We start from the raw sequence: 19,118 nt of genomic DNA, 5'->3' as shown, positions 1-19,118 counted from the left end.
GTAAACTGCGCTTCCTCGGCTGTTTTTGCCTTGTCTGGCTCTAGCTCGCTAGCTCGTAAGCAGGTTCTTAAAGCCCCCTGCGGCCTGGCCCGCTAGGCGGTTTTACCGAGCAGATTAGAAGATGACCGAATCGAAAGATTCGGTATTTTTTATGACTGGGTGGCCGCCTATTGGTGCTGGTCGCTCCCTGGCAAAGCTGCTACTCTCGGGCGGCTTTTTGCCCCATGGAGTGGGCCGGGAGCGGGCATACATACAATAAACAGCCGTCTGCGCGCGGTGAAGATCAAGCTGTTGCTGAGGAGTGGGCTTCCATGACCGAGAACTTTTGGAAGGATAAGTATCCTGCCGGGATCGCTTCCGAAATCAATCCTGACCAGTACCCGAATATTCAGGCGGTACTGAAAGAATCCTGCCAGCGCTTCGCCGACAAACCAGCGTTCAGCAATATGGGTAAAACCCTTACCTACGGTGAGCTGTACGAGTTGTCCGGCGCTTTTGCCGCCTACCTGCAGCAGCATACCGACCTGCAGCCGGGTGACCGCATCGCGGTGCAACTGCCCAACGTGCTGCAATACCCGGTGGTGGTCTTCGGTGCCATGCGCGCCGGTCTGGTCGTGGTCAACACCAACCCGCTGTACACCGCGCGGGAGATGGAACACCAGTTCAATGATTCCGGCGCCAAGGCCCTGGTCAGCCTGGCCAATATGGCCCACCTGGCCGAGCAAGTACTGCCCAAGACCGGGATCAAGACCGTCATCATCACCGAAGTCGGCGACATGCTCTCGCCGCTCAAGCGTCTGCTGATCAATACCCTGGTCAAGCACGTGAAGAAGATGGTGCCGGCCTATCACCTGCCGCAATCGGTCAAGCTCACCACGGCCTTGGCCAAGGGCCGCGGACAAGCCGTCAAGGAAGTCAGTCCGGCCGGTGGCGATGTCGCCGTGCTGCAATACACCGGTGGCACCACCGGCGTGGCCAAGGGCGCGATGCTGACCCACCGTAATCTGGTGGCCAACATGTTGCAGGCCCGGGCGATGATGGCCTCGGACATGCAGGAAGGTCGCGAGGTGATCATCACGCCGCTGCCGCTGTACCACATCTATGCCTTTACCTTTCATTGCATGGCGATGATGTTGATCGGCAACCACAACGTGTTGATCACCAACCCGCGCGACCTGCCGGGGATGATCAAGGACCTGGCCAAGTACAAGTTCAGCGGCTTCGTCGGCCTCAACACGCTGTTCGTCGCCCTGTGCAACAACGAAGACTTCAAGAAGCTCGACTTCTCCGCCCTCAAGGTCACCCTGTCCGGTGGCATGGCCTTGCAACAGGCGACCGCCGAGCGCTGGACCCAGGTCACCGGCAGCCCGGTGTGCGAGGGCTACGGCATGACCGAGACCAGCCCGGTGGCGTCGGTCAACCCGATTCAGAATATCCAGATTGGCACCATCGGTATTCCGGTGCCCTCGACCCAGTGCAAGGTCATCGACGATGCCGGCAACGAACTGCCGCTGGGCGCGGTGGGGGAGTTGTGCGTCAAGGGCCCGCAGGTGATGAAGGGCTACTGGCAGCGTCAGGACGCCACCGACGAAATCCTCGATGCCGAGGGTTGGCTGAAAACCGGCGATATCGCGGTGATCCAGGACGACGGCTATATGCGCATCGTCGACCGCAAGAAGGACATGATTCTGGTGTCCGGCTTCAACGTCTATCCGAACGAGCTGGAGGACGTGTTGGCCGCTCTGCCGGGCGTGCTGCAGTGTGCGGCCATCGGTGTTCCGGACGATAAGTCCGGTGAGGCGATCAAGCTGTTCGTGGTGGTCAAACCGGGCGAAGCCCTGAGCAAAGAGCAGGTCATGCAGCATATGCGCGCTAACGTCACCGGCTACAAGGTGCCCAAGGCCGTGGAGTTCCGCGACATGCTGCCGGCCACCAACGTCGGCAAGATCTTGCGCCGTGAACTGCGTGATGAAGAACTGAAGAAAATGGGCAAAAAGTAAGGCTATGCACCAGTTAGCTGTTGCAAGCAGCTTTTGTAGGGTGGGCGGCGCAAAGCAAGGTTGAATCTTCACCTCGAAGCCCGTGCGCCGCGTAACCCACCAGCGGTTCCAACCCATTCGGTGGGTTACGGCGCAATAGACTGCGTGCCAGCCAATAATCCTGCAGCCATGCGCCCCACCCTACGAATCTGGGTAAGAAGTAAGCGCCCGCTAAACACAAAACCCCGCCTAGGCGGGGTTTTTTATGTTCAGTCTTTAAACCGGCCGTTGAAAAACGTAGCGAGCGATGGCTAGGGCCACACCCGTTCCCTACGGGTTGCGGCATTTCCCACATCCATGTGGGGTGCAAGGTACAACGGCTGAATAGCCGAGTGCAGTAGTTTTTCAGCGGTCGGTTAACCGGTGCGCCAGGTGATTTCTTCCACCCCGTCGGCGCTGATGCGCATCCAGCGATCGGCCTGCTCGTCGCTTTCCTCTTCCTGCCAGCCGCCGGGGGCGCAGCGCACTTCGACCTGCAGCGCGGCGAAGGCGGCTTGTGCACAGCTCAGGTCGTCGGCCCAGGGCGTGGCGTCGCTTTCCAGGTACAGGCTGTTCCACTTGCCCACGGCCTTCGGCAGCCAGGTCACGGGCACGCTGCCGGCCGTGCATTTATAGGTCTGACCCTTCTGCTGCCAGGGTGTGCAGGGGCCGAGGGCTTCGCTCAGCCACTCGCCGATGGCATTGTGGTCGGCGTCTTTCAGGTAGATCTCGATATCCGGTTGGCGCATGGTCATCTCTTATCCTGGGGCCTAGATTTTCTCGATCCAATCGTAGCGAATGGCGACGGTAACTTCGAAGTCTTCGGCGATTACCGCGGCGCGCCGTTCGGCGCTGGCGCGCCAGCCGTGGGGGGTCATGGCCAGCAGGTCGGCGCGGGCCTGGCTGCTGTCCAGTTGCAGCTTGAAGCTCAGGGTTTCGCTGTGGGCCAGGCGCATGCCCGGGGGAATCAGCTCCAGGTGCTTCTGATCATCGTAGTCGCGTACCTCGCCATACAGCTTCTGCCGCAGCTCGATCAGGTGTTCGCGGGTCGGACCCATGCGCAGCAGGCCGCCACCCGGGGCGAGCAGGCGCTTGGCCTCCAGCCAGTCGAGCGGGCTGAACACGCTGGCCAGCAACTGGCAGCTGGCATCGGCCAGCGGCACGCGGGCCATGCTCGCCACCAGCCAGGTCAACTGGGGCGAGCGTTTGCAGCCGCGCTTGATCGCCTCGCGGGAAATATCCAGGGCATAACCTTCGGCCTGGGGCAGGGCGTCGGCGATTTGCGCTGTGTAGTAACCCTCGCCGCAGCCAATATCCAGCCAGCGCTGCGGCCCGTAACCGGCGGCCAACTGCGCCAGACGCTTGGCCAGCGGCGCGTAATGGCCACCATCGAGAAAGCGTCGGCGCGCCTCGACCATGGCGGCGTTGTCGCCCGGGTCGCGGCTGTTCTTGTGCTGCACCGGCAGCAGGTTCAGATAACCCTGGCGCGCACGGTCGAAGCTGTGGCCAGCGGGGCAGACTACGCCGTTATCGACAACGCTCAGCGCCTGCTGGCAGATGGGGCAGGTCAACATGCGAGAAATCCATTAACAGGCCGTCGCGAGCGTCCCGAGAGCAAGGCGGACGGAACGCAGCGACGAGACAGCCGAGAATTCGGCTGAACGTCATTTATGGCGGCCCGCAGGGTGAGGCCGCAGGCCGAATACATATCAGTTAGATAGGCGAGGAGCGAGTACCGCCCAACGCAGCTATCGGGGTGCGCAGCAGGCATGTTCATGGATTTTCATGCGAGGAGTTTGACCAGGGTTTGGTAATAAATCTCGGTCAGCACTTCCAGATCGCTGGCCAGTACCCGCTCGTTGATCTGGTGAATGGTGGCGTTGACTGGGCCCAGTTCGACTACTTGCGTCCCCAATGTGGCGATAAAGCGCCCATCCGAGGTGCCGCCGCTGGTCGAGGGCTGGGTGACGCGGCCGGTGACCGTCTTGATACTGGCGGCTACCGCGTCGAGCAGGGCGCCGGGTTCGGTGAGGAACGGCAGGCCGGACAGCGCCCAGTCCAGCTGATAGTCCAGCTCGTGCTTGGCCAGAATGGCTTCGACGCGGCGCTGCAGGCCCTCCACAGTGGATTCGGTGGAAAAACGGAAGTTGAATACCGCGGTCAGCTCGCCGGGGATCACGTTGGTGGCGCCGGTGCCGGCATTCAGGTTGGAGACCTGGAAACTGGTTGGCGGGAAGAAGGCATTGCCATCGTCCCAATGCTCGGCGGTCAGCTCGGCCAGGGCCGGGGCGACCAGGTGAATCGGGTTCTTGGCCAGGTGCGGGTAGGCCACATGGCCCTGCTTGCCGCGCACCGTCAGGGTGCAACCGAGGGAGCCGCGGCGGCCATTTTTCACCACGTCGCCGACCAGGCTGGTGCTCGAGGGTTCGCCGACTATGCACCAGTCCAGGCGCTCGTTGCGCTCGCGCAGACGCTCCACCACGGCTTTGGTGCCGTGCTGGGCCGGGCCTTCTTCGTCGCTGGTGATCAGAAAGGCGATACGCCCCTTGTGCGTCGGATGGTCGGCGACAAAGCGCTCCACGGCGATGATCATCGACGCCAGGCTGCCTTTCATATCGGCGGCGCCGCGGCCGCAGAGCATGCCCTGCTCGTCGATCAGGGCGCCGAACGGCTGATGCTGCCAGGACTGCAGCGGGCCGGTCGGCACCACATCGGTATGCCCGGCGAAACACAGCACGGGACCTGGTTGGTTGCCGTGGCTGGCCCAGAAATTCTCCACGTCCTCGAAGGGCATGGGCTCGATGCTGAAGCCCGCAGCCGCCAGACGGCGCATCATCAGCTCCTGACAGCCCTCATCGAGGGGCGTGACAGACGGACGACGGATCAGGTCGCAGGCGAGTTCCAGGGTGGGGGAGAGGGCGATCATGCGGAGGCTCCGGTATTACGGCGGGCACGGAAAAAGGTCGTCATCTTAAAACAAAACGACGGGCTTGGTCGGTGCCACTGAGGAACATAATGGGCACAGGCATAACAAAGAAAAGGCGAACCAAGTCTGTGAGTCAGGACGCATATCCTGCATCTAGCCCGGCGTTATGAGAATTGGTTCTGATTCTGCTGGGTAGCGGGGCATATTATTACCCCAGCCAATCGTGTGGCAGTCGAAGGAGGTAGTTGTGGCAGCTAACAATAATCAGTGGATCAGCGAGCTTCTGGCTTGGCTGGAGTCCAACGGTGGCTATAGCCTGGTCGAAGGGACCGCTGGTGCCGATCAGTTACTGGGCAGGAGCGGTAATGACGTTATCGTTGGTGGGAAAGGTGACGATGAGATCGATGGCGGTGACGGCGCTTTCGATACTGTCGATTTTTCTGGCAGCTCCAAGCGAGTGACGGTCAACCTGAGTGCAGGCACAGCCAAGGGCGAGGGTAACGATACGCTCAGCAATATTGAGAATGTGATCGGTTCGCGCGGCAGCGACTCCATCGTAGGCGATGCGTTTGACAATCTGCTGGAAGGCGGCGCAGGCAATGACCACTTGGTTGGTGGTGGCGGCAATGACACTATTCATGCTGGTCAGGGTAACGATAAGGTCAAGACCGATTTAGGTGATGACCTTATCTATGGCGGGGATGGTAACGACAATATTGCCGCCGGGGATGGCAACAACGAAATCGCTGGTGGTAACGGCAACGATAAGATAGTTAGCGGTAGCGGCGCGGATCTGATCTCTGGCGATGCAGGTAACGATAATATTGCCGCCGGGGATGGCAACAACGAAGTCGCTGGCGGTATCGGTAACGACAAGATAGTGACCGGCAGCGGCGCGGATCTGATCTATGGTGATGCCGGCAACGACAATATTACCGCCGGGGATGGCAATGACACCATTTATGCTGGCGAGGGTAATGACAAGGTCACGGCCGGATCAGGCGATGACCTGATCAATGGCGGCGGCGGTAAGGATGTGATTTTTGCCGGTGAGGGCGATGACCTAATCGATGGTGGTGCCAGCGCTGATAACATGGCGGGTGGGGCTGGCAACGATACCTACTACGTCGATAATGCCAAGGATCTGGTGCGGGAGAAATCTGGAGCAGGCGACGATACGGTGGTGTCCAGTTTCTCCTACAGCCTTGCCAAGCTGACCAATGTGGAAAGTCTGACCCTGAGTGATGACGCTCCTGCACCAGATATCAATGCGACCGGGAACGCCTTGGGCAACCAACTTATCGGCAACAGCGGCGAGAATGTGTTAAGTGGTCAAGGTGGTGCGGACATATTGAATGGTCGAGAAGGCGCCGATACCTTGATCGGTGGCAGCGGTGATGACATCTTCGTCTTTGACAACCTCGGGGTCGGCGGTTTCGACACCATTGCTGACTTCACCACAGGCGATCTGTTACAACTGGACACTAGTGTGTTCAGCGCGGTTGTCGGTGGTATCCAGGCCGGAAACCTGGTGGTCGGTGCGGGGGCAGTGAGTGCTGACGCGGACGATTACTTGGCCTTCGATACCAGCAGCGGCGCGCTTTATTATGACGCTGACGGTAGTGGTGCAGACGGTGCGGTGCAGATTGCGCTGCTGGGCGTTTCCAGCCTGAGTGCCACTGACTTCATTGTCTCCTGAGTCAGGCTATTCAATAAGCTGGTTTCTCAGGAAAACAGAACGGCGATTTGAGTTTGGATGTTTGGTCTTGCCAGCCTCCTACGCAAATCGCCGTTTTTTTCAGTCTTGGTTTAGGCCCTGAGTGGCTTCCGCCTGCAACGCTTCCTGCGGCGGCGGTAGCGACGACAGCAGGGCCATGATCAGCGCCGCCAGATAGGGCAGGGACTGCACCAACAGCATGCTCACCCAGAACTTGATATCCGCGCTGGGCAGGCCCTGGACCACGCCGATGCCGATGGCCGCGCCCCACAGCAGCAGCATGATAAAGACTTCCTCGCGGGCTTCGGCCAGGGCCACCAGGATGCCGTGGTTGCTGGCCATCTTCGGTGTGCGGAAGAACGGAATGGTCTTGGTGAAGGTGCCGTACAGCACCGCCTTGGCGATGGTGTGCGACAGCGCCAGGCCGGCGATGGCCGCCTGGAACGAACGCACGAAGTCGACGCCCACCGCACGGCGGTAGAGGAACAGGATCTTGCCGAACTTAAAGAAGAACAGCGCCAGCGGCGGGATGGCGAAGATCATCAGCGGCGGGTCGACCCGCTGCGGCACGATGATCATCGCCGCCGACCAGAGCAGGGCGCCGGCGGTGAAGAAGATGTTCAGGCCGTCGGCGATCCATGGCAGCCAGCCGGCGATAAAGTGATAGCGCTGACCCTGGGTCAGTTGGCTGTCTTTGCCGAGGAACAGGCTGCGGGCGTGCCCCTTCATAATCTGGATGGCGCCGTAGGCCCAGCGGAAGCGCTGCTTCTTGTAGTCAATAAAGGTGTCCGGCATCAGCCCACGGCCGAAGCTGTTGTAGGCGTAGGCGGCGGAATAACCCTTCTCGAACACGCGCAGGCCCAGTTCGGCGTCCTCGCAGATGGTCCAGTCGGCCCATTTCAGCTCATCCATCACGCTGCGGCGGATCATGGTCATGGTGCCGTGCTGGATGATCGCGTCGCGGTCGTTGCGGGTGACCATGCCGATATGGAAGAAACCCTTGTATTCGGCGTAGCACAGCTTCTTGAAGCGGTTTTCCTCGCCGTCGCGGTAATCCTGCGGCGACTGCACCACGGCGATCTTCGGGTCGGCGAAGTGCGGCACCATGTGTTTCAGCCAGTTCTTGTCGACGCAGTAGTCGGAGTCGATCACCGCCACCACTTCGGCATCGGCGGCGGTGTGCGGCAGGATGTAGTTTAGCGCGCCGCCCTTGAAGCCTTCGATAGGCGCCACGTGGAAGAAGCGAAAGCGCGGGCCCAGTTCGGCGCAGTAGGCTTCCACCGGCTGCCAGACGGCCGGGTCCTTGGTGTTGTTGTCGATGATGATGACTTCGTAATCCGGGTAATCCAGGGCGGCGAGGGCATCCAGGGTCTGTTTCACCATCTCCGGTGGCTCGTTGTAGCAGGGCACGTGGATCGACACCTTGGGGCGGAAGCTGCTGTCGCCGAGCACCGGCTGGAAGGGCCGGCGGCGGCTGCGCATCCACACGGTTTCGGCCAGCTCATGGGCCTCGGTGAGCAGCACGATAAACACGCCGAAGGCGCCTATGCCGAGCAGCAGGCCGACGATCAGGCTGAACCAGGTGCTGTACTGCTGGCTGTAGTCGTAGCCGATCCACACCAGTGCCGAACCGCCGGCGAAGGCGACGAAGGTCAGGAAGGTGCGCCCGCGCTGGCGCAGGGAGCTGCCGTCGATCAGCAGCAGGGCCAGGGACAGCAGGGCCATGACCACCGAGGCGATGGCCAGCAGGCGCCACTGCGGGATGGCCACCACCGGGCCCTCGAAGGCGAATTTGGCCTGGCGGTCGAGGTTGTACACGCCCCAGTAAGCCCCCACCGAGCCTTCGTCGCTGGCCTTCCACGGCTGGTCGAAGGCTTCGATGACGAAGTAGTTGTAACCCTTGGAGTTCAGGGCGTTGACCAGGGTGCGCAGGTAGATGGCCTGGTCGGCCTGGGAGGCGTCGGCGCCGCCGCGCATGCGGCCGTTGCTCGGCCAGCCCACTTCGGACAGCAGCAGGGGTTTTTTCGGGAAGAGCTTCTTCAGGTCCTTGGCGCGGTCGAGGACGAATTCGGTGGAGTCCTCCATCGGCACGAATTCCCAATAAGGCAGGACGTGGGCGGCGATCAGGTCGACGTGCTTGGCCAGCTCCGGGTGTTCCTGCCAGATGTGCCACTGCTCGGAGGTGGTGACCGGCACCTTGACCGCGGCGCGCACGCGGTCGAGGTAGACGATCAGTTCCTGGGCGGTGATTTCTTCGCGGAACAGGGCTTCGTTACCCACCACCACGCGCACTACGCTGCGCGAGTCATTGGCGATTTCGATGGCTTTGGCGATCTCGCGTTCGTTGCGCGCCTGATCCGGGCTGATCCAGATGCCCAGGGTCACGCGCAGGCCGAATTCCTCGGCCAGGCGCGGGATCTCGGCTAGAGCGCCATCCACCGAGTAGGTGCGGATATTGTCGGTCTGCTTGGCCAGCAACTCGAGGTCGGCGCGGATCTGGTTGTCGCTCGGATAGGTATCGTTCTGCGGGTTCTGGCCCTGGCGGAAGGGCGAGAAGGAATAGCCGGAGATCTGTTCCGGCCAGTCCGGGGCGCTGACCGGGCGGTTGTACAGGGCCCAGATACCGGTGAACAAGGCGGCAATCGCCAGGAACATGACCAGGTTCAGTCCAAACTTACGCGAAGGCATAGTGAGCAGGTCCAGCAAGGTGGCAAAAAAGAGCGACAGGCGTCGGGTGGCGCATGCTACGCCGCCGCCACAGGGCTGTATAGCCTGGCGGCGGGGCTGGCGGATGGGCTGCTGGCAAAGGGCCAGAGGCGTATTCGCCAGGCCTGCGCCAGCGCTGTTTATCGGCTGCCGCGCAAGTGGCTTGATAGAGTGCTTGGGTGGGGGATCAGGGCTTTCTATAATGCGCGCCCCGCGTGACCGGGTACCGAGGAGAGAAGATGCCTGTCGACGAACAACGCTTTGCTGGAATCGCCCGTTTATATGGCCGCGAAGGCGCCGAACGGCTGGCGGCGGCCCATGTGGCGGTGGTGGGGATAGGCGGGGTGGGCTCCTGGGCGGCCGAGGCGTTGGCGCGCTCGGGAGTAGGCGAGATATCGCTGTTCGACCTGGACGATGTCTGCGTCAGCAATAGCAACCGCCAGCTGCATGCGCTGGACAGCACGGTCGGGCAGCCCAAGGTCGAGGTGATGGCGGCGCGCATTCGCGGCATCAACCCGGCCTGCGTGGTGCACGCCGTGGCGGATTTCGTCACCCGCGAGACCATGGCCGAGTACATCACCGAGCAGCTGGATGCGGTGATCGACTGCATCGACAGCGTCAACGCCAAGGCCGCGCTGATCTCCTGGTGCAAGCGGCGCAAGATCCAGGTGATCACCACCGGCGGCGCCGGTGGGCAGATCGACCCGACGCAGATCCAGGTTGGCGACCTGAACAAGACCTGGAACGATCCGCTGGCGTCCAAGGTGCGCTCCACCTTGCGCCGCGACTACGGTTTCTCGCGCACGCCGGGGCGTAACTACAGCGTGCCCTGCGTGTATTCCAGCGAGCAGCTGCGCTACCCCAAGCCGGACGGCACTGTGTGCCAGTACAAGGGCTTCGTCGGCGAAGGGGTCAAGCTCGACTGCGCCGGCGGCTTTGGCGCGGTAATGATGGTGACCGCGACCTTCGGCATGGTCGCCGCGGCCCGAATAGTGGATAAGCTGGTGGCCGGCACGCGCCGACCCGCCGAACGGCCACGGCCGCAATGATGCAGGGCAGCCAGCTTTGGCTAGGCTAAAGACTGTGTGCATTGGGGCTGGGTGGCCCTGCTAGCAGGCCTGCTAAACCCTGAGTTGAGGTTCCTCGTGTCATATAGGTCGCGCCCTCGGTTGTCGGCTGTTGCTGCTTATCTGCTATTGCTGATGGCCCTGGCGAGCTGCCCGAGTGTTCAGGCCCTGGAACCGGTGCGCATCGGCACGGGGGACTGGGTGCCCTACGTCGATCAGGGCCGCAGCGATGGCGGCGCCTTGGCGCGTCTGGTCAGGGCGATCTTCAAGGCGGCCGGTTATCGGGTCGAATTTATCTACCATCCCTGGGACCGTAACCTGCTGATGCTGCAGCACGGCGACCTGGATGCGGTCATGCCCTATATCTGCAATGCCGCGCGGCAGCGCGTCAGTAGCTGCAGCGAGCCGGTGATCAAGGGCGAGGTGGTGTTGTTCTATCGCAAGGACAGGCCCTTTAATTGGCAGGTTATTGCCGATCTGCAGCCCTATCGCATCGCCACCACCCTGGGTTATTCCTATGGTTCGCAGTTCGATGAGGCGCAGCAGGCCGGGCGGCTGCAGGTGCTGCAAAGCCACAAGGAGGACACCGGCTTTCGTCTGCTGACGCTGGGGCGCACCGACCTGCATCCACAGGATCGCGCGGTGGGCTACGCCATGCTACGGCGGCTGTTTTCCGATCAGGTGCGCGCGACCATTACCCACCATCCGCGGCATTTGAATACCGAACCCTTGCATCTGCTGTTTCGCAAGGACGATGCGCGGGCCAGCCAGCTGCGCGAGCTATTTAATGCGGGGTTGCGCCGCTTTGTCGAAAACGGCGAGCTGGAGCGCTTGCAGCAGGCGCTGTATTCGGGCAGCCCGGATCAGTGGTTGGTCGAGCCTTGATTTGCCGCTTGCATCAGCTGCTGCATGCGGCTCAACACCGCCCGTAGGCCATTGCTGCGCGAGGGCGAGAGTTGCCGCTCTAGTCCAAGCTGGGCAAACCAGGCGGGCAGATCGAGCTGCGCCAGTTCCTCGTTCGGCAATCCGTTGACCCGAGCCAGCAGCAGAGCGAGCAGGCCGCGCAGCAGGCGCGCCTCGCTGGCGGCGCGAAACTGCCAGCGCTGGCCCTGCTGTTCGGAGACCAGCCATACCTGACTCTCGCAGCCGTGCACGCGGTTGGCCTCGCAGCGTTCGGCGTCGCTCAAGGGCTCGAGCCGTTCACCCCACTGCATCAGCAGGCGCGCCCGCTGTTCCCAGCCGGGGCATTGGCTAAACGCGCTCACGGCTTGTTGCGCGCTGGCGGGCAGGCTCACTGCAGCAACTCCAGGGCTTGATCCAGAGCGGCGAAGAAGCGCTCCAGATCGCTCGAATCGTTATACAGGCCCAGGGATACGCGGATCGCGCCGCTCAGGCCGAGGCTTTGCAGCAACGGCATGGCGCAGTGATGACCGGCGCGCACGGCTATGCCCTGTTCGGTCAGCAACTGGGCGAGGTCGGCGTTGTGCACCCCCTCGACCACGAAACTGGCCAGCGCCACCCGGGGCTCGCCGAGCAGGCGCACACCTTGGCGCAGGCTAAGGCCGGCCAGCAGTTTGTTATGCAGCCTGGCTTCGTGCGCCTTAACCGCACTGCTGTCCAGGGCGGCCAGGTAATCCAGGCTGGCGCCCAGGGCGATGACGGAGGCAATGGGTGGGGTGCCGGCCTCGAAGCCCAAAGGCGCATCGCGGAACGTGGCGTTATAGAAGTCCGTGTGCAGCAGCATCTCTCCGCCGAACTGCCAGTGGCGCAGGCGCTGCAAGGCTGGCGCGCGGCCATAGAGCAGGCCGACGCCATCGGGACCGTAGAGCTTGTGGCTGGAGCAGATATAGAAATCGCAGCCGAGCGCCTGCAGATCATGACGGTCATGCACCACGCCCTGGGTGCCATCGACCACCGTTAGCGCGCCTTGCGCCTTGCCGAGGGCCAGCAACTGGCTCACAGGCTGCCAGCAACCCAGCACATTGGACAGCTGACTGACTGCCAGCAGCTTGGTGCGCGGGCCGATCAGCTGGGCTGCCTGGTCCAGGTCGATCAGGCCGCTGCTGTCTAGCGGCAGCACCACCAGCTTGAGTTGGCGGCGCAGGGCCAGTTGCTGCCAGGGCAGCAGATTGGCGTGGTGTTCCAGGGTGCTGATCACCAGCTCGTCGCCGGCCTGAAACTCGCCTTCCAAGCCATAGGCCAGAAGATTGAAGGCTTCGGTGGCACTGCGGGTAAAGACAATCTGAGTCGCGTCACCGGCGTTCAACCAGTGCGCGGCTTTCTCCCGGGTTGCCTCGAAGGCGCGAGTGGCGCGTTCGCCTGGCAGATGCTGAGCCCGGTGCACATTGGCCGCGCCGCTGCCGTAGTAGCCGAGCAGGGCGTCAAGCATGGGCTGGGGTTTTTGCGCGGTGGCGGCGCTGTCCAGATAGGTCTGGCCTTCGGCTTCGAGGGCCAGAATGCCAGGAAAGTCAGCGCGCCAGGGAGAGATAAGGGACATGGTTTTTCCAGAGCTTATCTGGCGGCTAAAAGTTGGGTTTAACGCGTTGCGAGCGAAGGCTAGGGCCGCAGCCGTTCCCTACGGCTTGCGGCATTTCCCACATCCATGTGGGTCACAAGGCGCAATAAGGCGAGGACGCGGAGTTTACTAGTGTAAATGAGCGTCCGAGCCTTATTGCAACGCAGTATGGGCGAGCGCAGCCGCGTTAAACCAACTTTTTAGTTGTGGGCGTGCAGGGCTTCGTTCAGTTCTATAGCCGACTTATGGGTCTTGCACTCCACCGCGCCGGTCTGCGAGTTGCGGCGGAACAGCAGGTCCGGTTGGCCGGCCAGCTCGCGGGCCTTGAGCACCTTGACCAGCGTGTTGTCGGCATCCAGCAGCGCCACCTTGGTGCCGGCGGTGATATACAGGCCGGACTCGACGGTGTTGCGGTCGCCCAACGGGATGCCGATACCGGCGTTGGCGCCGATCAGGCAGCCTTCACCGACCGAGATAACGATATTGCCACCACCGGACAGGGTACCCATGGTCGAGCAGCCGCCGCCCAGATCCGAGCCCTTGCCGACGAATACGCCCGAGGAAACGCGGCCTTCGATCATGCCCGGACCGGCGGTACCGGCGTTGAAGTTGACGAAGCCTTCGTGCATCACTGTGGTGCCTTCACCTACGTAGGCGCCCAGGCGGATGCGCGCGCTGTCGGCGATGCGTACGCCGGCCGGCACCACGTAGTCGGTCATTTTCGGGAACTTGTCCACCGAGAAGACTTCCAGCAGATCGCCTTTCAGGCGCGCTTCCAGCTGACGCTCGGCCAGTTCACCGAGGTCCACCGCGCCCTGGCTGGTCCAGGCCACGTTGGGCAGCAGCGGGAAGATGCCGGTGAGGTTCAGGCCGTGGGGCTTGACCAGGCGGTGCGACAGCAGGTGCAGCTTGAGGTAGGCCTCGGGAGTGCTGGTCAGCGCCACGTCTTCGGCGAGCAGGGTGACCACCAGCGGCTTCTGGCTTTCCGCCAGGCGGGTGAGCAGGGCTGCCTGGGTGGCGTCGATGCCTTTCAAGGCTTCGGCCAGATCGCCAGCCTGGCTGTTGCTGATGGCAATCGCCTGGTTGCCGCCCTGGTAGCCGAGTTTTTCCACGACCTTGGCGACCAGTTCGCTGGTCGGGTTGAGCAGGGGCTGGGCGTAGAAGACTTCCAGCCAGGTGTTTTGACGGTTCTGGGTGCCGACACCGAAGGCCAGGCTGAAGAGGGTAGTGGTCATCTTGCTTTCCTTAACGCGAATTCAATGGGTACGGATGCTTCAGGCCAGTTGGTGGCACGTCGGGCCGTTGAAAAATGTAGCGAGCGACGGCTAGGCAAGGCGAAGTCGGCCGAGGAAGCGGAGTGTACGAGTTGTACATGAGCATTCCGAGGCAGATTTCAACGCGGCATAGCCTAGCGCAGTAGTTTTTCAATGGCCTGATAGCGCTCGGGCTTGAAGCCAACCAGGGTCTTGCCGCCGAGATCCAGCACCGGGCGTTTGATCATCGACGGTTGGGCGAGCATCAGTTTGATCGCCTTGTGCTGGTCGAGGTCGGTTTTCTGCGCCTCGTCCAGCTTGCGGAAGGTGGTGCCGGCGCGATTCAGGAGGGTTTCCCAGCCGTGTTCGTCGCACCATTTTTCCAGGTTGCCGCGGTCGATGCCGACGGCTTTGTAATCATGGAAGGCATAGCTTACCCCGTGCTCGTCGAGCCAGGTGCGCGCTTTTTTCATGGTGTCGCAGGCTTTGATGCCAAACAGGGTTGCGCCCATGGTCATAGGCCCTGCACAAAGGCGCGAATACGTTCGGCCGCTTCGACACATTCGGCCAACGGCGCGACCAGGGCCATGCGCACGCGGCCGGCGCCCGGGTTTTTGCCGTCCACTTCACGGGACAGATAGGAGCCGGGCACTACCGTGACGTGCTCGCGGGCGAACAGTTCGCGGGTAAAGGCTTCGTCATCCATCGGGGTCTTGGCCCAGAGGTAGAAGCCGCCGTCCGGACGCTGCACATCCAGCACGTCGCCCAGGATTGCCAGCACGGCGTCGAACTTCTCGCGGTACAGGTCGCGGTTGGCTTTGACGTGGGCTTCGTCGTTCCAGGCGGCGACGCTGGCCAGTTGGGTTTGTACCGGCATGGCGCAGCCGTGGTAGGTACGGTACAGCAGGAAGGCTTGCATGATGTCGGCGTCGCCGGCCACGAAACCCGAGCGCAGGCCCGGCAGGTTGGAGCGCTTGGACAGGCTGTGGAACACCACGCAGCGTTTGAAATCGTTGCGACCCAGTTCGGCGCAGGCCGTCAGCAGGCCGGCCGGCGGATTGGCCTCATCGAAATACAGCTCGCTGTAGCACTCGTCGGCAGCGATCACGAAGTCGAACTGGTCGGCCAGGGCGATCAGCTTCTTCAGGGTATCCAGCGGGATCAGGGCGCCGGTGGGGTTGCCTGGCGAGCAGAGAAACAGGATCTGGCAGCGCTGCCAGATATCATCGCTGACCGCCTCGAAATCCGGGTTGAAGCCATGCTGTTCCAAGCACGGCAAATAGTGCGGCTGGGCGCCGGCGAGCAGGGCCGCGCCTTCGTAGATCTGATAGAAGGGGTTGGGGCTGACCACCAGCGCCGGCCCTTGAGGAGCGGGGACATCGCGCTGCACCACGGCCTGGGTAAAGGCGAACAGCGCCTCGCGGGTGCCATTGACCGGCAGCACATGGCGCGCCGGGTCGAGCCAACCGGCCGGCAGGTTGAAGCGGCGCTCGCACCAGTTGGCAATCGCCTCGCGCAGTGCCGGGATACCCAGGGTGGTCGGGTATACCGCCAGTTGCTCGAGATTGGCGCTCAGCGCCTCGGCGACGAAAGCCGGCGAGCGGTGTTTGGGCTCGCCGATCGACAAGGCGATGGCCTTCTTCTCCGCCGGCTGGACGCTGCCAAGCAGGGCGCGGAGTTTCTCGAAGGGGTAGGGCTGTAACTGTTGCAGGGCGTTATTCATGCTGTTTTCCTGGGTACTGCAAGCTGCGCTAGACGCGCGTCGCTTCAAGTGCGGTGATCAAAAAGTGATGCGATTGACCGTGGTTTTCTGTTCGGGCGCGTCCGACAGTTGCAGGACTATGGCTTCCTGCAGGCGGGTGCAGAGTTCCGGGTCGGACAGCGGCTGGTTGTGCGCGTCGGTGACGAAGAACACGTCTTCCACCCGCTCGCCCAGGGTGGCGATCTTGGCGTTCTGCAACGACAGGTCGAAGTCGAGGAAGATCCGCCCGATGCGTGCCAATAGGCCTGGGCGGTCCGGGGCTATCAGTTCGAGTATGGTCACCGGGCGCTTGGCATCGTTGTGGATGGTCACCTGGGGCGCGAAGGCGAAGTGCTTGAGCTGGCGCGGCACGCGGCGCTGGATGATGGCCGGATAATCGTCGGGGTTTTTCAGGGCGTCGACCAGGCCTTGGCGAATCTGCTTGATGCGCGCCGGGTTGTCGCCGATCGAACCGCCTTCGGCTTCCAGCACTATATAGGTGTCGAGGGTGAACTGGCTGGTCGAGGTGAGAATCCGCGCGTCATGGATATTCAGGTTGAGCTGGGCCATGGCGGCCACAGTCACGGCGAAGAAGTCGTGCTGGTCCGGGGCGTAGATAAATATCTGGGTGCCGCCCTCGAATTCGCGCTGGGTGGTCTCCTTGATCAGTACCAGGGGGTCGGCGTCGCTCGGGTGCTGCAGTATGGCCTCGCTGTGCCAGGCCACGTCCTCGGCGCTGTGGCGCAGGAAGTAGTCATCGCCCAACTGTGACCACAGCTGCTCGGCATCGTCCGGGTCCATGCCGCCGCGCACCAGGAGGTCCAGGGCGCTGCTTTGGGTCAGGCGAATCTGCTCCTCGCGGTCCAGCGGGTTTTCCAGGCCGCGGCGCAGGGCGCGCTTGGTCTCGGTATACAGCTGGCGCAGCAGGCTGGCGCGCCAGGAATTCCACAGGCTGGGGTTGGTGGCGTTGATATCGGCCACGGTCAGCACATAGAGGTAGTCCAGGCGGGTCTGATCGCCGACCAGGCGGGCGAAGTCGAAGATCACCTGGGGGTCGGAGAGGTCCTTGCGCTGGGCGGTGGTGGACATCACCAGGTGATGCTGAACCAGCCAGACAATCAGTTTCGAATCCCAGTTGGGCAGCTGATGGCGCGCGCAGAAGGCCTCGGCATCCACCGCGCCCAGCTCCGAGTGGTCGCCGCCGCGGCCCTTGCCGATATCGTGGTACAGCCCGGCCAGGTAGATCAGCTCGGGTTTGGGCAGGGTGTCCATCAGCTCGCTGGCCAGCGGGAACTTCTCCGCCAGCTCGGTCCACTTGAACTTGCGCAGGTGCTTGATCAGGTTGAGGGTGTGCGCATCGACCGTATAGATGTGAAACAGGTCGTGCTGCATCTGCCCGACTATATGGCCGAACTCCGGCAAATAGCGGCCGAGGATGCCGTAGCGGTTCATCCTCCGCAGGTTGCGGTGGATGCCCTGGGGGCTTTTGAACAGCTCGATAAACAGGCTGGTATTGCGGATGTCGCGGCGGAACTCGTCGTCGATCAGCTGGCGATGCTCGCGCAGCAGGCGAATGGTGTCGGCGCACACGCCCTTGATCTCGGGGTGCTGGGCCATCAGCACGAAGACTTCGAGGATGGCGAAGGGCGTGCGCTTGAACACGTTCGCGTGGGTCACCTCGATATAGCCGTCACGCAGCTGGAAGCGGCTGTTGAGCGGGCTGGCCGGGCCGACTTCGCCGGCGCGCAGTATCTGCTCCTCGAAGTGCTGGTTGATCAGGTCGCTGAGCTCGGCGATGGCCATGACCACGCGGTAGTACTTCTGCATAAAGCGTTCGATGCCGCGCTTGGGGTCGCTGTCCTCGAAGCCGAGCAGGGCCGCCACCTTGCTCTGGTGATCGAACAGCAGGCGGTCTTCGGCGCGGCCGGCGAGCATATGCAGGGCGTAGCGCACCTTCCAGAGGAACTCCTGGCAGGCGGCGAGCAGGGCGTATTCGCTTTCCAGCAGGAAGCTCTGGCTGACCATGGCGTGCAGGTTGAGAGTGCCGGAGTGGCGGCGGGCGATCCAGAGAATGGTCTGCACGTCGCGCAGGCCGCCGGGCGAGCCTTTGACGTTGGGCTCCAGGTTGTACTCGGTGTCGTTGTACTTGGCGTGGCGGGCGCGCTGCTCCTCGTGCTTGGCCAGGTAGAAATGCTTGCTCGGCCACATCTGCTCGGTGCTGGTGACGGCCTGCATGCGCTGGCGCAAACGCTCGGGGCCGGCGATGGTGCGGCTTTCCATCAGGTTGGTGATCACCGTCAGGTCGGCGCGGGCTTCTTCGGCGCATTCATCCACCGAGCGCACGCTCTGCCCGACTTCCAGGCCTATGTCCCAGAGCAGGGTGAGGAAACGTTCGATCGGTTCGCGAAAGGTCTCGTGATCGGCGTTATCCAGCAGGATCAGCAGGTCGATGTCCGAGTAAGGGTGCAGCTCGCCGCGGCCATAGCCGCCCACCGCCAGCAGGGCGATGGCGGCGTCCTCGCTCCAGGACAGGCGGTCCCAAGCCTCGCGCAGAATCTGATCGACGAACCAGGCGCGATCCTCGACCAGGCGGCGCACATCGCGGCCGGCCTTGAAGCGCCCGTCGAGCACCTCGTGGGCGCGGCGAATGGCCTTCTTGAAGGCGGCGATGGGGCTGGACTTGAGCGCCAGTTCCGCCTGGAACTGACCGCGGTCGAACAGTTCGGGATCTACCTGCGGCATGGGACAGCCTTCCTTCTATAACGCGTGACGCAAATGACCGGCTGGGGTTCAGGCTGAGGTGCGCGGGATGCTGTCGTCACTGCGCAGGGTGAAGATCTCGTAGCCGTCGGCGGTGACCAGGATGGTGTGTTCCCACTGCGCCGATAGCTTGCGGTCCTTGGTGATGGCGGTCCAGCCGTCACCGAGCAGGCGGGTTTCCGCGCGGCCCTGGTTGATCATCGGCTCGATGGTGAAGGTCATGCCTTCCTTCAGTTCCATGCCGGTGCCGGCGCGGCCGTAGTGCAGCACTTGCGGCTCTTCATGGAACACTGCGCCAATGCCGTGGCCGCAGTATTCGCGTACCACGGAGAAACCGTTCTTTTCCGCGTGCTTCTGGATCACTTCGCCGATATCGCCCCGGCGTGTGCCGGGTTTGACCAGCTCGATGCCTTTG

At 62.6% G+C, this 19,118-nt stretch carries 15 protein-coding genes; 4 read left to right on the top strand and 11 right to left on the bottom strand.

Translation table 11 applies throughout. The annotated features are described in order from the left end of the window. The first annotated feature begins 311 nt into the window (after nt 1-311). Nucleotides 312-2,000 carry a long-chain-fatty-acid--CoA ligase FadD1 gene (gene fadD1 / locus Q8Q83_RS16975; RefSeq protein ID WP_305625304.1) on the top strand — a complete coding sequence of 563 codons (1,689 nt, stop codon included), beginning with the start codon at nt 312-314 and terminating at the stop codon, nt 1,998-2,000. Between the two features lie 395 nt (nt 2,001-2,395). Here the strand turns inward: fadD1 and Q8Q83_RS16970 are convergent, their stop codons facing one another. The 3 genes from Q8Q83_RS16970 to dapE all read right to left on the bottom strand — a co-directional run bounded on the left by Q8Q83_RS16970 (nt 2,396) and on the right by dapE (nt 4,944). Continuing rightward, the gene (locus tag Q8Q83_RS16970) at nt 2,396-2,767 is read right to left on the bottom strand and encodes a hypothetical protein (RefSeq protein ID WP_305625317.1); all 372 of its coding nucleotides are present in this window, start codon (nt 2,765-2,767) and stop codon (nt 2,396-2,398) included. A 21-nt stretch (nt 2,768-2,788) separates the two neighbouring features. Beyond that, a complete protein-coding gene (locus Q8Q83_RS16965; RefSeq protein ID WP_305625303.1) occupies nt 2,789-3,592 on the bottom strand; it encodes a putative RNA methyltransferase in 804 nt (267 codons plus the stop codon). 209 nt (nt 3,593-3,801) lie between these two features. Beyond that, entirely contained in the window at nt 3,802-4,944 is a 1,143-nt protein-coding gene (gene dapE, locus Q8Q83_RS16960; protein ID WP_305625302.1) for a succinyl-diaminopimelate desuccinylase, read from the bottom strand. A 247-nt stretch (nt 4,945-5,191) separates the two neighbouring features. Between dapE and Q8Q83_RS16955 the strand changes: the two genes are divergently transcribed. Beyond that, nucleotides 5,192-6,643, top strand: a complete 1,452-nt coding sequence (locus Q8Q83_RS16955; protein ID WP_305625301.1) for a calcium-binding protein — start codon at nt 5,192-5,194, stop codon at nt 6,641-6,643. 99 nt (nt 6,644-6,742) lie between these two features. On the opposite strand, the gene Q8Q83_RS16950 is transcribed toward Q8Q83_RS16955, so the two are convergent. Then, nucleotides 6,743-9,349: a glycosyltransferase gene (locus Q8Q83_RS16950; RefSeq protein ID WP_305625300.1), complete on the bottom strand. Its 2,607-nt coding sequence runs from the start codon at nt 9,347-9,349 to the stop codon at nt 6,743-6,745. A gap of 257 nt (nt 9,350-9,606) precedes the next feature. Here Q8Q83_RS16950 and tcdA point away from each other — a divergent pair, with 257 nt between their 5' ends. After that, nucleotides 9,607-10,416: a tRNA cyclic N6-threonylcarbamoyladenosine(37) synthase TcdA gene (tcdA, locus tag Q8Q83_RS16945; protein ID WP_305625299.1), complete on the top strand. Its 810-nt coding sequence runs from the start codon at nt 9,607-9,609 to the stop codon at nt 10,414-10,416. A gap of 153 nt (nt 10,417-10,569) precedes the next feature. Beyond that, a complete protein-coding gene (locus Q8Q83_RS16940; protein ID WP_305625298.1) occupies nt 10,570-11,319 on the top strand; it encodes an ABC transporter substrate-binding protein in 750 nt (249 codons plus the stop codon). Here the strand turns inward: Q8Q83_RS16940 and Q8Q83_RS16935 are convergent. The 7 genes from Q8Q83_RS16935 to Q8Q83_RS16905 form a co-directional block, all read right to left on the bottom strand. Beyond that, entirely contained in the window at nt 11,298-11,729 is a 432-nt protein-coding gene (locus Q8Q83_RS16935) for a SufE family protein (RefSeq protein WP_305625297.1), read from the bottom strand. The genes Q8Q83_RS16940 and Q8Q83_RS16935 overlap by 22 nt on opposite strands. After that, the gene (locus tag Q8Q83_RS16930; RefSeq protein ID WP_305625296.1) at nt 11,726-12,931 is read right to left on the bottom strand and encodes an aminotransferase class V-fold PLP-dependent enzyme; all 1,206 of its coding nucleotides are present in this window, start codon (nt 12,929-12,931) and stop codon (nt 11,726-11,728) included. Before Q8Q83_RS16930 ends, Q8Q83_RS16935 begins: the two co-directional genes overlap by 4 nt. Before the next feature lie 218 nt (nt 12,932-13,149). Further along, entirely contained in the window at nt 13,150-14,184 is a 1,035-nt protein-coding gene (dapD, locus tag Q8Q83_RS16925; RefSeq protein ID WP_305625295.1) for a 2,3,4,5-tetrahydropyridine-2,6-dicarboxylate N-succinyltransferase, read from the bottom strand. Nucleotides 14,185-14,357: 173 nt separating this feature from the next. Continuing rightward, nucleotides 14,358-14,714, bottom strand: a complete 357-nt coding sequence (locus tag Q8Q83_RS16920; RefSeq protein ID WP_305625316.1) for an ArsC family reductase — start codon at nt 14,712-14,714, stop codon at nt 14,358-14,360. 2 nt (nt 14,715-14,716) lie between these two features. Next, entirely contained in the window at nt 14,717-15,925 is a 1,209-nt protein-coding gene (gene dapC, locus Q8Q83_RS16915; protein ID WP_305625294.1) for a succinyldiaminopimelate transaminase, read from the bottom strand. A gap of 57 nt (nt 15,926-15,982) precedes the next feature. Further along, entirely contained in the window at nt 15,983-18,685 is a 2,703-nt protein-coding gene (locus Q8Q83_RS16910; RefSeq protein ID WP_305625293.1) for a [protein-PII] uridylyltransferase, read from the bottom strand. A 48-nt stretch (nt 18,686-18,733) separates the two neighbouring features. Continuing rightward, nucleotides 18,734-19,118 (bottom strand): M24 family metallopeptidase (locus Q8Q83_RS16905; protein WP_305625292.1); only part of this gene is annotated, 385 nt, incomplete at its 5' end.

This window comes from Pseudomonas sp., from assembly GCF_030696055.1.
GTDB lineage: Bacteria > Pseudomonadota > Gammaproteobacteria > Pseudomonadales > Pseudomonadaceae > Aquipseudomonas.
The sequence above is the reverse complement of the archived record's forward strand: the minus strand, read 5'-3'. Positions and strand labels throughout refer to the sequence as shown.

What these genes read in the sequence shown, in the direction of transcription:
- Q8Q83_RS16940 (WP_305625298.1), top strand. Translation starts at nt 10,570, where the DNA reads ATGGCCCTGGCGAGCTGCCCGAGTGTTCAGGCCCTGGAACCGGTGCGC.
- Q8Q83_RS16950 (WP_305625300.1), bottom strand. Translation starts at nt 9,349, where the DNA reads ATGCCTTCGCGTAAGTTTGGACTGAACCTGGTCATGTTCCTGGCGATT.
- Q8Q83_RS16920 (WP_305625316.1), bottom strand. Translation starts at nt 14,714, where the DNA reads ATGGGCGCAACCCTGTTTGGCATCAAAGCCTGCGACACCATGAAAAAA.
- Q8Q83_RS16930 (WP_305625296.1), bottom strand. Translation starts at nt 12,931, where the DNA reads ATGTCCCTTATCTCTCCCTGGCGCGCTGACTTTCCTGGCATTCTGGCC.
- Q8Q83_RS16970 (WP_305625317.1), bottom strand. Translation starts at nt 2,767, where the DNA reads ATGCGCCAACCGGATATCGAGATCTACCTGAAAGACGCCGACCACAAT.
- fadD1 (WP_305625304.1), top strand. Translation starts at nt 312, where the DNA reads ATGACCGAGAACTTTTGGAAGGATAAGTATCCTGCCGGGATCGCTTCC.
- dapD (WP_305625295.1), bottom strand. Translation starts at nt 14,184, where the DNA reads ATGACCACTACCCTCTTCAGCCTGGCCTTCGGTGTCGGCACCCAGAAC.
- Q8Q83_RS16965 (WP_305625303.1), bottom strand. Translation starts at nt 3,592, where the DNA reads ATGTTGACCTGCCCCATCTGCCAGCAGGCGCTGAGCGTTGTCGATAAC.
- dapE (WP_305625302.1), bottom strand. Translation starts at nt 4,944, where the DNA reads ATGATCGCCCTCTCCCCCACCCTGGAACTCGCCTGCGACCTGATCCGT.
- tcdA (WP_305625299.1), top strand. Translation starts at nt 9,607, where the DNA reads ATGCCTGTCGACGAACAACGCTTTGCTGGAATCGCCCGTTTATATGGC.
- Q8Q83_RS16910 (WP_305625293.1), bottom strand. Translation starts at nt 18,685, where the DNA reads ATGCCGCAGGTAGATCCCGAACTGTTCGACCGCGGTCAGTTCCAGGCG.
- dapC (WP_305625294.1), bottom strand. Translation starts at nt 15,925, where the DNA reads ATGAATAACGCCCTGCAACAGTTACAGCCCTACCCCTTCGAGAAACTC.